10 protein-coding genes are annotated in these 13,491 nt (G+C 71.7%); 8 read left to right on the forward strand and 2 right to left on the reverse strand.

Translation table 11 applies throughout. The features are described 5' to 3' along the window. Positions 1-122: 122 nt before the first annotated feature. Entirely contained in the window at positions 123-3,113 is a 2,991-nt protein-coding gene (locus tag OG395_RS33895) for a beta-N-acetylglucosaminidase domain-containing protein (protein ID WP_327246318.1), read from the reverse strand. 309 nt (positions 3,114-3,422) lie between these two features. Here OG395_RS33895 and OG395_RS33900 point away from each other — a divergent pair, with 309 nt between their 5' ends. The 7 genes from OG395_RS33900 to OG395_RS33930 all read left to right on the forward strand — a co-directional run bounded on the left by OG395_RS33900 (position 3,423) and on the right by OG395_RS33930 (position 10,028). Next, positions 3,423-3,689: a hypothetical protein gene (locus OG395_RS33900; protein WP_327246319.1), complete on the forward strand. Its 267-nt coding sequence runs from the start codon at positions 3,423-3,425 to the stop codon at positions 3,687-3,689. Then, positions 3,690-5,846, forward strand: coding sequence for a 4-alpha-glucanotransferase (gene malQ, locus OG395_RS33905; RefSeq protein WP_327246320.1), 2,157 nt, complete (start codon positions 3,690-3,692; stop codon positions 5,844-5,846). A gap of 20 nt (positions 5,847-5,866) precedes the next feature. Continuing rightward, positions 5,867-6,097, forward strand: a complete 231-nt coding sequence (locus OG395_RS33910) for a hypothetical protein (protein WP_327246321.1) — start codon at positions 5,867-5,869, stop codon at positions 6,095-6,097. A 162-nt stretch (positions 6,098-6,259) separates the two neighbouring features. Beyond that, the gene (locus tag OG395_RS33915; protein ID WP_327246322.1) at positions 6,260-7,180 is read left to right on the forward strand and encodes a LysR substrate-binding domain-containing protein; all 921 of its coding nucleotides are present in this window, start codon (positions 6,260-6,262) and stop codon (positions 7,178-7,180) included. 65 nt (positions 7,181-7,245) lie between these two features. Next, on the forward strand, positions 7,246-8,391 hold the full coding sequence (gene alc, locus OG395_RS33920) for an allantoicase (RefSeq protein WP_327246323.1): 1,146 nt from the start codon (positions 7,246-7,248) through the stop codon (positions 8,389-8,391). Between the two features lie 489 nt (positions 8,392-8,880). Beyond that, entirely contained in the window at positions 8,881-9,420 is a 540-nt protein-coding gene (locus OG395_RS33925) for a hypothetical protein (RefSeq protein WP_327246324.1), read from the forward strand. Positions 9,421-9,461: 41 nt separating this feature from the next. Further along, entirely contained in the window at positions 9,462-10,028 is a 567-nt protein-coding gene (locus OG395_RS33930) for a YcxB family protein (protein ID WP_327246325.1), read from the forward strand. Positions 10,029-10,269: 241 nt separating this feature from the next. On the opposite strand, the gene pepN is transcribed toward OG395_RS33930, so the two are convergent. Continuing rightward, positions 10,270-12,846, reverse strand: coding sequence for an aminopeptidase N (gene pepN, locus OG395_RS33935; protein ID WP_327246326.1), 2,577 nt, complete (start codon positions 12,844-12,846; stop codon positions 10,270-10,272). 114 nt (positions 12,847-12,960) lie between these two features. Between pepN and OG395_RS33940 the strand changes: the two genes are divergently transcribed. Beyond that, positions 12,961-13,467 carry a DUF1203 domain-containing protein gene (locus OG395_RS33940; RefSeq protein ID WP_327246327.1) on the forward strand — a complete coding sequence of 169 codons (507 nt, stop codon included), beginning with the start codon at positions 12,961-12,963 and terminating at the stop codon, positions 13,465-13,467. Positions 13,468-13,491: the final 24 nt, after the last annotated feature.

Raw genomic sequence — 13,491 nt, forward strand, 5'->3', positions numbered from 1 at the left:
GAGTGAATAGTTGAACACGCGGTGGCCGGGAGTTACCTGCTGACGAAGCAACTGGTGAAGCAGCGATTGCCGGTGGGGTGGTGAACTGCCGCTGGTTCGCAGGGCGGCGTGCCTGTGTGCGCCTACTGGGCGACGGCGTACGCCTCCACCGACCAGAGCGAGTAGCCGAACCCGGTACCGCGTGCGTCGCCCTGGACCCTGAGGAAGCGGGTGTCCTTCGCGTCCATGCGGACGGACTCGCGCCCGCCCTTGCCGTCCCGGACGGTCGCCGCCGTGCGCCAGGCGCGGCCGTCCGCGGAGACCTGTATGCGGTAGCGGGAGGCGTACGCGTCCTGCCACCGCAGCACCACCTGCCCGATCCTGGCGGGCTCGGTAAGTTCCGCCTGCCACCAGGCGCCGTCCTCGGCCGGGGACGACCAGCGGGTGGCAGGATCGCCGTCCGACGCGGCGGCCGCCGGGAAGTCCGGGGTCTCGTCGCCGGACGACGAGGCGGTGGCCGTACGTGCCAGATCGGGCCCGGCGGTCCGGGGGTAGGCCCGCACGGTGAGGGTGCTCTCCTCGCCGCCGAAGCCGATCGGCACCTCGTACTCACCGGCGGGCGTGTCCGCCGGGACGGTGATTTCCACGGGGACGTCGGTACGTGACCCGCGCGGCACCGTCGCCTGCTTCGGGATGCTCACCTTGATGCCCCGGGGCGCCTTCACGCTGAGCGCGCCGCGCACCTCGGCGGGGCGGCGGGCGGCGAGTCGCGCCGCGACCCGCTGCGGTCGGCCACCGATCTCGGCGTCCGTCTCGCCGCGTACGAGATCGAGCCTGGCCACGGGCTCGTCACGGAACCACGGCACGAGGGCGCGTACCTGCGGGGCTTCGGGGACGGTACCGGAGACCGCCGGTGGCGGCGTGCCCGCGCTCACGCCGGGGGCGGTCACGGCGGCACCGGTGGCCCAGCTGATCCGGATCGCGTCGGCTTGCAGGCCCTTGGCCGCCGTCTGGGTCCAGCCGGTCGTCGACAGCCGGCCGAGGCGGCGCCAGCCCTCGCCCGGCACATGGGCCTCGAGCCGCGCGTCCGCCGCGGCTCCGCTGCCGGGTACGGTCATCGCGGTCACCGCCTCCACCGGGCGGGCCCGGTTCAGCCGGATCGTGTGGCTGCCCGGGGCCGTCGTCACCGTGCCGGCGGAACGGTCCGCGCCGGTCCAGGCGTCGGCCTCCTTGCGCACCCGGTCCAGGAAGGGGCCGAGCACCCCCTTGCCGACCGTCGCCCCGCTCGCCCTGACCGCTGTGCGCAGCGGCTCCAGGGCCAGCGACGCCTTCCACGCGGCCGCGCCGTCACCGCGGGCCTGGGCCTGCAGCAGATCGACGGCGAGCTCACCCGCCCGCCCATACCGGGCCAACTGCTCCGTCCAGGGCCGCACTTCGTCGTCGAGTCGCCCGTCCGCCGGGCCCTTCAGCCGCTGCGGGGCCTCCCGCATCACGGTGAAAGCGGCCCGCAGTTCGCGTGCCGCATCGTCCCGCGCCGTGGCGTCCGCCGTCGTACGGGAGTTCCAGAACGCGGCGAACAACGGCCGCAGATAAGCCGACTCGTCGCCGCCCAGTACGGACGTCGCGCTGTTCCCGGCCAGCGCCCGCACCGCGTCCCGGGTGCGGGCGTCGCCGCCCGCCAGATCGTCCATGGCCGCCTGCCAGGACTCCTGCGCCCGGTAGCCCTGCGGGTTCCAGGCGAAGTCGGCGGCGGTGAACAGTGGGATGCGGGACGCGGACGGCTGCTCCATCGCGTTGGCGAGCAGCGCCGCCGAGCCGATCGCGACCGCCGGGTCCCGGCCGGTGTACGGGCCGAGGAAGATACGGTCCTGTGCGTAGTCGTTGACCGGGTAGTTGTCCATCGTGACGAGCGGATGCCGGAACGTGGCGCGCGCACCGGCCAGTTCCCCGCCGGTGATGGTCCTCGGCACGACCCCGACGCCGGTCCAGGCGATCTGCACCCGGTCGTCCAGCTCCTTTGCGAGAGCCGCACGGTAGTCGGTGACGCCGTCCTGGTAGAACTCCGTCGGCATCACCGACAGCGGCTCCGCATCCGGGTACCGGTCCGCGAGATGCTGCGCCACCTTGCTCGCGACCCGCGCCTGGGCCCTGGCCGCCGCCTCGGGCCCGCTGCCGAAGGTGTCCGGGTCGTCGTCGCAGTGCCATTCGCTGTAGCTGACGTCCTGGAACTGCAGCTGGAAGGCGCGCACGCCGAGCGCCCACATGGCGTCGATCTTCCGCGTCAGCGCCTTCACATCGCTGTCCGAGGACATGCACATGGCCTGGCCGGGGGAGACCGCCCAGCCGAGCGTCACATGCTGGGCGCGGGCCCGTTCGGCCAGTGCCCGGAAGTCGGCGCGCCGCTCGGCGGGGTACGGATCGCGCCAGCGGGCCTGCCGGTACGGGTCGTCGCCCGCCGCGTAGAGGTACCGGTTCTGCTTTGTCCGCCCCATGAAGTCGATCTGCGCGAGCCGCTCCGTGCGCGTCCATGGCCGGCCGTAGAACCCCTCGGTCATGCCGCGCACGGCGGTGCCCGGCCAGTCCCGCACGACGACCCCGGCGACGCTTCCGTTCCGGATCAGCTGACGCAGCGTCTGTACGGCGTGGAAGAGGCCGTCGTCGCCGCGTCCGTCCAGGGCGACGGTGGGGCGGCCCGCGACCGTACCGACCGCGATCCGGTAGCCGCCGGACGGCAGATTGGCGCGCTCCGGGGCGCGCAGGGCCCGCAGGGCGTCCTGGGCGTCGTCGCCGAGCCGGATGACCGGCCCGCGGCCCGGCAGCGTCTCGTGCACGGTTCGTACGCCTGCGTCGCGCAGCACCTGCCGGGCGGCGTCGAGGGCGTACGGATCGGTGTGCGCACCGGCGAGGAGGGTCACCTCGGTGGAGAGCGGTACGGCGGCTCCGGACGCCTTGATGGTCTGCGGGCGCGGCCACACGGTGGGCAGCGCGCCGTCGTCCGTACGGTCGGGTGTCGAAACGGCCGGAGAGCCGGGGTCCGAGGGTGCGGCGAAGGCGGCCGGGGAGCCGGTGGAGAGCAGTCCGCCGAGCACGGCGGCCGCGACGGCCGCCGCCTGCTTTCTGCGCCTGAGCTGCATGCCGTAATCCCTCGCTCCCATCGATGGGCTCCGAGCCCACCACCCGGGCGCGAGGGTGTCAATGCGTGTGACCGTTGTGCCGTATATGCCCGATGTGGCGGGTGGGATGAAGCGCGGTAGGTGATCGGCGGACCACAGCAGAGATGACGCCGAATGGCCGAAAACGGCGGACGGTTTACGGGTGACCGGCCCCTGAGGAACCGAATGTGACCCAGAGCACGTTGGAGTCGTTGTTGTAGTGCCTATGTCTGCGGTCGCGCCCGCTGGGTAGGCCTGCTGTGTCCACTTGTCCACGGCCAGGAGGCCGCCATGCCCGCTGCCGCGCAGCTTCTGCTCTCCGCCCTGTCCAAACAGGTACCGGGTCCCGGCCCGCTCACCGGCGAACCCGCGTACGCCGACGCCATACCCCTCACGAGCGAGCCGCCGCTCGCCGCAGCCGTTCCTCTCACGAGCGAGCCGCCGCTCGCCGCAGCCACCCCTTTGACGAGCGAGCCGCCGCTCGCCGTCGTCGCCCCACTGACCAGCGAGCCGACCGCCCCCGGCACCGCGGGGGGCACGGAGTCCCCAGGAGTCTGAATGGGCCTGTCCCGGCTCGCCGCACTGCACGGTGTCGCCACCTCCTACTCCCCGTCCGCCGATGTCACGGTGACCGTCCCCGACGACACGGTGATCACCGTGCTCGCCGCCCTGGGCGTGGACGCCGCCACACCCGAAGCGGTACGGGAATCACTCGCCGCCGCCGAGTCGGCGGCCGCCTCCCGGCTGCTCCCGCCGACGCTCGTGGTGTGGACCGGGGAGCCCCTGCCGCCCGCCCTGACCGCACTGCGCCCCGGCACAACACTGGACATCGAGCCCGAGGGAGCCGCCGGATCGCCCCGGCCGCCACGGATGAGGGTGCCGGGCGGACAGCCGGATCCGGCCGTTTCCGCGGTGAGCACCGCCACCCCGGCCTGGTGGGCCGAACCCCCGCTCGGCGTCCACCGGTTGACCGTGCGCACCCAGCACGGCCGGTCCGCCACCACCACTCTGATCGTCGCCCCCGCCCGGGTGCCCCAGCCGCCCCGGCGCACCCATGGCTTCCTCGTTCAGCTCTACTCCCTGCTCTCCGGCCGCTCCTGGGGCATGGGCGATCTCGGCGACCTCGCCGATCTCGCCGCCTGGTCGGGCCGGACCCTCGGCGCCGGGTTCGTCCAGGTCAACCCGTTGCACGCCGCTGTACCGGGCAGACCCACCGACCCGTCCCCGTACCGCCCCTCCTCGCGCCGCTTCCCCGACCCCGTCCATCTGCACATCGAGTCGATCCCGGAGTACGGGCACGTGCGGGACCGGGCCGCCCTCGACGACCTGCGGCAAAGTGCCGAAGCCCTCAGCGAAGCGGTCCTGGACAAGGGCGCCCTGATCGACCGGGACGCCGTCTGGGAACTCAAGCGCCAGGCTCTCGCACTCGTGGCGGAGGTCCCGCTGACCCCCGGCCGCCGCGCCGCCTACTGCGACTTCCTCGCCGAGCAGGGGCAGGCCCTGGAGGACCACGCCCTGTGGTGCGCCCTCGCCGAGGTGCACGGCTCCGACTGGCACGCCTGGCCGCCCGCGCTGCGCGACCCCCGCTCCGCGCAGACCGCCCGCGCCCGCGGCGAGCTCCTCGACCGGGTCGACTTCCACTGCCGGCTCGCCTGGCTGACCGACACCCAGCTCGGCGCCGCCCAGAGCGCCGCGCGGGACGCCGGGATGGCGGTCGGTATCGTCCACGACCTCGCCGTCGGCGTGCACCCCGGCGGCGCCGACGCCTGGGCGCAGCAGGACGCCTTCGCGCACGGCATGTCGGTCGGCGCACCCCCGGACGCGTTCAACGCGCGCGGCCAGGACTGGGGGCTGCCCCCGTGGCGACCCGACGTCCTCGCCGCGTCCGGCTACGCCCCGTACCGCGGACTGCTCCGCGGTCTCCTCGCCCACGCGGGCGCGCTCCGCATCGACCACGTCATGGGGCTGTTCCGGCTCTGGTGGGTTCCCGAGGGAAAACCGCCGACCGAGGGCACCTACGTCAGTCATGACGCCGAGGCGATGCTCGCTGTCCTCGCCCTTGAGGCGCACCTGGCCGGTGCGGTCGTCATAGGGGAGGATCTCGGCACGGTCGAACCCGGCGTACGCGAAGCGCTCGCCCGGCGCGGAGTGCTCGGCACGTCCGTGCTCTGGTTCGAGCGCGACTGGGCGGGCACCGGCCGCCCGCTGCCCCCGCAGGACTGGCGTGAGGGATGCCTGGCCACCGCCACCACCCACGACCTGCCGTCCACCGCCGCCCGGCTGACCGGCGACCATGTGACGCTCCGCCACCGCCTCGGCCTGCTCACCCGCACCCTGGAGCAGGAACGGACCGAGGACGCCACCGACACCGCCGAATGGCTCGCCCTGCTCGCCCGACTCGGACTGTTCCCGGAGGGCGAGGGCGACGAGGAGGGCGCGGTCCGGGCCGTCCACCGCTTCCTGCTGCGCACTCCCGCCCGCATGGCCGGGATCTGGCTCCCGGACACGGTCGGGGACCGCCGCCCGCAGAACCTGCCGGGTACCTGGGACCAGTACCCCAACTGGCGGCTGCCCATCGCCGACGCGGAGGGCCACCCGGTCACCCTGGAGGAGCTCGCCGCGTCCCCTCGTCTGCACCGCCTGATGGAGGCCCTCGACCCCGAGAACGGTCGCCCATGTCCCCGTACGGCACCCCCGGGCGCGCGCCGCTCCTAGGCGTTCGCTACGTTTGTACCGTGGACAAGAAGAACGCAATGCGCGCCGGCGCCGTGGCGGCCGGTACGACGCTGATGATGCTGCTCATGTCGTCCCCCGCGCTTGCGCTGACCCGTGACGACGGTGACGACCCGGGCCCCGGCCTGAGCGCGATCGAGACGATCGGCCTCTACGTCGTGGCCCCCATCGCTCTGTTCGTGATCATCGCGGGCCTGGTCATGCTCCTGGACAAGTCCAAGAAGCAGGCCTGACCCTCCGGTTGCGCAGCGCCAGAACTGCGTAGCTCCACCAGCGCTGTCCCAGGGCGCCTCGACGTGCGTAAGTCACGTCGAGGCGCCCTGTTGTGTGCGTTCCGGCGGAGTGGCGCTGAGGGCCGGACGGGCCGGGTCCGCGGCGGCGGATAATGTGCGGACATGACCGAGTGGGACATCAAGAAGCTCCGGATTCTGCGCACGCTGAGCGAGCGCGGGACCGTCACGGCGACGGCCGAGGCGCTGCTGATGACCCCCTCCGCGGTGTCCCAGCAGCTCTCCAACCTGGCCAAGCAGCTCGGCGTACCCCTGCTGGAAGCGCAGGGCCGACGCGTCCGGCTCACCGATGCCGCACATCTCGTACTCCGCCACGCCGAAGCGGTCTTCGCCCAGCTGGAACGCGCCGACGCCGAATTGACCGGCTACCTGCGGGGCGAGGCGGGGGAGGTGCGGGTCGGTGCCTTCTCGACCGCCGTGCCCGCCCTCGTCGTGCCGGCGGTCCGGCTCCTGCGCGCCGACGACCGGCCGGGACCGTCCGTACGGGTACGGGAGGCGGAGGCCGCGGAGGCGTACGAACTCCTTTCGGCCGGCGACGTCGACCTCGCGCTCTCCCTCGCCGCGCACGCACCGACCGCCCACGACCCCCGCTTCACCCTCCTCCCCCTGCTGACCGACCCGCTCGACGTCGCCCTCCCGACCGGTCACCGGCTCGCGGACGCCCCAGGGCTCCGGCTGGCCGACCTCGCCGCCGAACCGTGGATCTTCGGCGGCTCGGGCCCCTGGTCGGAGATCACCACGGCCGCGTGCGAGGCGGCCGGGTTCGTGCCGGAGCAGGCGCACAGCGCCTCCGGGTGGACCGCGATCCTCGCCATGGTCGAGGCGCACATGGGTGTCGCCCTGATCCCGCGGATGGCATCGGCGGAACGCCGCAAGGGTGTGGTGATGCGCGTTCTGGAGGCGGACCTGCCCAGGCGCCATGTGGTGGCGGCGGTACGGCAGGGGGCGGAGGAGGGCCCGGCGGTGGCGCGGGTCCTGGCCGCGCTCGAACAGGTCAGCGCGGCCCGCGCGGAAACATTCAGCTGACCTGAAGGAATTGTGCGAAAACTTTCGATGGACCTGATGGTTCATTCGGCGCGACAGTTACCCACATGACCTTCGACGCGAGCGAGACCACGGCCACGGCCAACGACCCCCACGCCAACGACGCGGCCCCGTACGGCGGAGGCGACCCCTACGCCGACTACCGGGCCTGCGACTTCCCCTTCACCGATCTGGTGGACCTCGCCGACCGCCGTCTCGGTGCGGGTGTGATCGCCGCGAACGACGAGTTCTTCGCCGAGCGCGAGAACCTGCTGATCCGCGAGCGCGCCGTGTTCGACCCCGAGCACTTCGGGCACAAGGGAAAGATCATGGACGGCTGGGAGACCCGCCGCCGCCGCGGCACCGACGCCGCACACCCCTTCCCCGCGCCCGAGGACCACGACTGGGCCCTCGTCCGCCTCGGCGCCCCCGGCATCATCCGCGGCATCGTCGTCGACACCGCACACTTCCGCGGCAACTACCCGCAGCGCGTCTCGATCCAGGCGACGACGGTCGAGGGATCACCCAGCCCCTCCGAACTCCTCGCCGACGACGTGAAATGGGAGGAGATCGTCCCGCCGACCCCCGTACGCGGCCACGCCGCCAACGGGTTCGAGATCACCGGCGGCCGCCGCTACACCCACATCCGCCTCTGCCAGCACCCCGACGGGGGCATAGCCCGACTCCGCGTCCATGGCGAGGTCCTCCCCGACCCCACGTGGCTGGCGACCCTCGGCACGATCGATCTGATCGCGGTGCTCAACGGCGGTGCGTACGAGGACGCCTCGGACCGCTTCTACTCCTCACCGACCCAGATCATCCTGCCCGGCACCTCCCGCAAGATGGACGACGGCTGGGAGAACCGCCGCCGCCGCGTACGCGACACGAACGACTGGGTCCGCTTCCGCCTGGTCGCCCAGGGCGCGGTCCGCGCGGTCGAGATCGACACGGCCTACCTCAAGGGCAACGCGGCCGGCTGGATCGCCCTCCGGGGTCGCAACGGCGAGACGGGTGAATGGTTCGACATCATCCCCCGCACCGAGCTTCAGCCCGACACCCTCCACCGCTTCCCCCTCCGCGCCCAGGCTGTGGTCACCCACGTCCGCCTCGACGCCTTCCCGGACGGCGGCGTGGCCCGCATGCGCCTGCACGGCACGCTCACGGAATCGGGCGCTGCCGAACTGGCCGCCCGCTACGAGGAGTCGGGCGCGTAACCGCTCACAGGGGGCGCGCCCCGGACCCGGTCCGGGGCCGCCGGGCGGGCTTCACGCCGCCCGTCCGCACCTGACGACCCGACACCCCACCACTCCCGCCCGGCGAACGGCTGCGCAACGGCGCCCGTCCGCCGGGCGGTTTTCATCCAGGGCGCTCAATTCTGCGGGGCAGCCCACTGAGAGCCTGTCGGGTGACCTCTGATCGGGCGGCCACGCCCTGGCACGCACGCTTCCCGCGTTGCCGAAATGTCCTAGTAGCTCCTTCCCCAGGCTCTCAGCTTCGTTCGAGCAGGGGAGACCCCATTCGAGGACATCCCGCCGCCTTGGAATCGCACGCACCAGACCGCGTCCGCTATCCGATCGAAGGTCACCCGACAGGCTCTGAGGTTGAACTCGCGGTGTCGTAGGGGCCGGCGGTCCTCGACCTGGGCCGAGGGTCGCCTGCCCGCTACGATCACGGCTCGTCGCCGAGCAGCATCGGGAGGGGTCGTGACAGAGGGGCCGGGCACAGTGGCAGGTGCCGTTGTCGAGCTGAGATATGAGCTGGGGCAGCCGGACTGGTCCGACGCGTTCCACGCACGCGGGCGGATACGGGGGATCAAGGGCCGGCTGCAAGGCCTGCTCTCGCCGGTGCTCTTCGCAGCGGCGGTGTGGCTGCTCGCCGACAGCGTCCTGGCCGCGGGAATCGCCTTCCTCATCAGCCTGTTCGGCCTCGTTGCCAGGACGGGCGTCCTGGCAACGAGGCATGCCAGGATGGGCACCCCGCTGGGGCCCTGGACCGTGACCGTCGCCGACTCCGACGACGCTGTGAGCTTCGCGGGCACGCACATGGAGACGCGCCGGGGCTGGCGGAGCCTCGGCGGGTACGTGGAGACCACCGCCGGATTCGTCCTGCTGACGCCCGCGCCGTACCTGCTCGTCGTGCACTATCTGCCGAAGCGCGCCATGGGCAGGGACGACAGCGACCGGCTGCGCGGCATACTCGACCGCCACCTGCCCCGTCACGGCGGCCGTCCGCCCCAGCACTGACGTTCGGTAGGATCCGCAGGTCGTCGTACCGGGGAGGAATCATGGCCGAGGGCCGCAGCGCCGAAGACACCGACAACGGCGCGGAAACCTCCGCCGACGTCGTGGACGAACAGACTGCGGTCCAGTTGGTGTATCTGCCCCAGAAGGCCGACACACTGGTCGGCCTGCGGGTCCGCGAGCGGATCAAGCGGACCGGGCTGGTGCTGAAGGGCGTGTTCCTCGCACTGTGGATAGGGCAGTGGCTGCTCTCCGCCGTGGGCCGTGGGAGTACCGATGTGGTCTCGACCGTTCTGGTCTTGTTCGTCGTCCTGGTGGTGTGGGGGTACCCGCGGCTACAGGCCGCGAACGTGCAGCGGATCACCGGATGGCAGGGCGAGTACCGCGTCACCGTGTCTCCGGCCGGGATCACCTGCCGCAGCGACCACAGCACGTTGGTCCAGAAGTGGTCCGTCTTCCAGGGCTATCGGGAGACGGCCGGCCACTTCGTCCTGCTCAGCCGGGACCCCAACATCATGTGGCTCAGTGTCCTGCCCAAGCGGGGTGTGCATGAGGCCGGAGACGTCGACCGACTGCGGGCCATCCTGGACCAGCACACCACTCGCGTGTGACGAACGTGAAAGGCGCCCAGCGCCGGCCAGTGCCGGGAGGGGCACTGGGTGTATTGACCCGGAGGGCAGCCCACCGCCCTGTGGATACCGCACGCACAGGTTCATACCGCAGGGATCAAGGAACGTAAGCCCACCGGGCACTCTTACTGGCTGAATGTCTTCTGGGGGACGCGAAAGAGGCACGCAAAGGGGGCGCTCCCCGAAGGAAGCGCCCCCCACTGCTCAGCTGCTGCTGTTACTGCTACGCGGTAGCCGCCGCCGCGTCCGCCGCCTGGGCCTTCAGCGCGCGCTCCACGCCTGCCCGCGACTCGGAGATCAGCCGGTGCAGTGCCGCGCTCGGCTTTGCCGAGTTCAGCCAGGCGTCCGTTGCGTCCAGGGTCTCCTGCGAGACCTGGAGGGACGGGTAGAGGCCGACGGCGATCTGCTGGGCCATCTCATGGCTGCGCGAGTCCCAGACGTCCTTCACCGCTGCGAAGAACTTCTCGGTGTACGGGGCCAGCAGCTCGCGCTGGTCGGTCTGGACGAAGCCGCCGATGACCGCCTCCTGGACGGCGTTCGGGAGCTTGTCCGACTCGACGACCGAGGCCCATGCCTCCGCCTTCGCCTCGGCCGTGGGGCGTCCCGCGCGGGCGGTCGCCGCGTGGCGTTCGCCGGCGGCCGTCTTGTCGCGCTCGTACTCGGCGGCGATCTCGTCCTCGTCCAGCAGGCCGACCGCGGCAAGTCGCTCGACGAATGCCCAGCGCAGCTCGGTGTCGACGGCGAGGCCCTCGACCGTCTCCGTGCCGTTGAGCAGCGCCTGGAGCAGGTCGAGCTGCTGCGGGTTGCGGGCCGTTGCCGCGAGTGCGTGGGCCCAGGCGAGCTGGTGGTCGCTGCCGGGCTCAGCGGCGCGCAGGTGGGCGAGCGTCGCCTCCGTCCAGTGCGCCAGTGCCGCCTCGCGGGACTCCGGCGCCGCGTACAGGTCCAGGGCCAGCTTCACCTGACGGTGCAGCGACTGGACGACGCCGATGTCCGACTCCTTGCCGATGCCGGACAGGACGAGCGAAAGGTAGTCGCGCGTGGCCAGTTCGCCGTCACGCGTCATGTCCCAGGCGGAGGCCCAGCACAGGGCGCGCGGCAGCGACTCGGTGAAGTCGCCGAGGTGCTCGGTGACGACCCGCAGGGACTCCTCGTCGAGGCGGACCTTCGCGTACGACAGGTCGTCGTCGTTGAGGAGGATGACCGCCGGACGGGCGGTGTTCGCCGGGTACGGGACGGCGGTGCGCTCGCCGTCGACGTCCAGCTCGATCCGGTTCGTACGGACCAGCTTTCCGGCCTCGTCGAGGTCGTAGCAGCCGATCGCGATCCGGTGCGGGCGCAGCGTCGGCTCGCCCTTGGCGCCGGCGGGCAGCGCCGGGGCCTCCTGAAGGACGGTGAACGACGTGACGTGGCCGTTCCCGTCCGTGACGACCTCCGGGCGCAGGATGTTGATGCCCGCCGTCTCCAGCCACGCCTTCGACCAGGTCTTCAGGTCACGGCCGGAGGTCTCCTCCAGCGCGCCCAGCAGGTCGGACAGCCGGGTGTTGCCGAACGCGTGCGCCTTGAAGTACGCCTGGACGCCCTTGAAGAACTCGTCCATGCCGACGTACGCCACCAGCTGCTTCAGGACCGAGGCGCCCTTGGCGTACGTGATCCCGTCGAAGTTGACCAGCACGTCGTCCAGGTCACGGATGTCCGCCATGATCGGGTGCGTGGACGGCAGCTGGTCCTGGCGGTAGGCCCAGGTCTTCTCGGAGTTGGCGAACGTGGTCCAGGAGTTCGGCCACTTCGAGCCCTCCGCGTACGCCTGGCACGCGACCGAGGTGTACGTGGCGAACGACTCGTTCAGCCACAGGTCGTTCCACCACTCCATGGTGACGAGGTCGCCGAACCACATGTGCGCCAGCTCGTGCAGGATGGTCTCCGCGCGCCGCTCGTACGCCGCGTCCGTCACCTTCGAGCGGAACACGTACTGGTCGCGGATGGTGACCGCACCCGCGTTCTCCATCGCGCCCGCGTTGAACTCCGGTACGAACAGCTGGTCGTACTTGGCGAACGGGTACGCGTAGTCGAACTTCTCCTGGAACCAGTCGAAGCCCTGCCGTGTGACGTCGAAGATCGCGTCGGCGTCGAGGAACTCGGCGAGCGAGGGACGGCAGTAGATGCCGAGCGGAACGGACTGGCCGTCCTTCTGGTAGCTGCTGTGCACCGCGTGGTACGGGCCGACGATCAGGGCCGTGATGTACGTCGAGATGCGCGGCGTCGGCTCGAAGACCCAGACGTCGTCCTTGGGCTCCGGGGTGGCGGAGTTCGAGATGACCGTCCAGCCCGTCGGCGCCTTCACGGTGAACTGGAAGGTCGCCTTCAGGTCGGGCTGCTCGAAGCTCGCGAACACCCGGCGGGCGTCCGGCACCTCGAACTGCGTGTACAGGTACGCCTGCTGGTCGACCGGGTCGACGAAGCGGTGAAGGCCCTCGCCGGTGTTGGTGTACGCGCAGTCCGCGACGACCCGCAGCACGTTGGAGCCCGCGTGCAGGTGGGGCAGTGCGATCCGCGAGTCGCGGAAGACGGCGGCGACGTCGAGGGCCTTGCCGTTCAGCTCGACCTCGTGCACGGCCGGGGCGACCAGGTCGATGAAGGTCTCCGCACCGGCTTCGGCGGAGTCGAAGCGCACCGTGGTGACGGACCGGTAGGTGCCGCCCTCCTGTGCGCCGGAGAGGTCGAGATCGATCTCGTACGCGTCCACGGTCAGCAGGCGCGCCCGCTCCTGTGCCTCTTCGCGGGTCAGATTCGTGCCAGGCACCCGGTCATCTCCTTGATATGTGATGTTTCCCGGCCATCCTTCCACGCGGAGCGCACGCAACGCTATGTCCGTTTTCCGCCGGACACCGGCGGTGCCACGCGCGACGCTCGAACCATGACCGGCTACGAGGCACGTCCCATCGAACCTGCTGTCCTCAAGGAGCTCCGCGACACCGACGACGCGGGCCGTCCCTGCGTCCCGTACACCGAGCGGGAAGGCGGCAGCCCGCTGCGCTGCTGTCTGCGGGGCGTCGAGCCGGGGGAGCGGATCGCCCTCGTCTCGTACGCGCCGCTGCGCCGCTGGGCGGCCGCGACCTGGGCCAGGCCCGGGGCGTACGACGAGCAGGGCCCCGTCTACATCCACGCCGAGGAGTGCGAGGGCCCTGCGGCGGACCGGGACGGCTATCCGTTCGCGCGGGTCGGCGCGCTGCGCACGGTCCGCCGCTACAACGCGGACGGCCACATCGTCGGCGGCCGTCTGCTGGAGATCCCCGCCGACCCGTGGCGCGGCTTCGACGAGGCGTTCGCGGAGGCGTTCGCCGACCCGGAGGTGGCGCTGGTGCACGTCAGGGCCGTCGAGTACGGCTGCTTCCACTTCGAGGTCCGCAGGCCGCGGGGCTGAAGGGGGAGGGGGCGGTAAAGGTAT

The sequence above is a fragment of the Streptomyces sp. NBC_01320 genome (genome assembly GCF_035974375.1).
GTDB lineage: Bacteria > Actinomycetota > Actinomycetes > Streptomycetales > Streptomycetaceae > Streptomyces > Streptomyces yanii.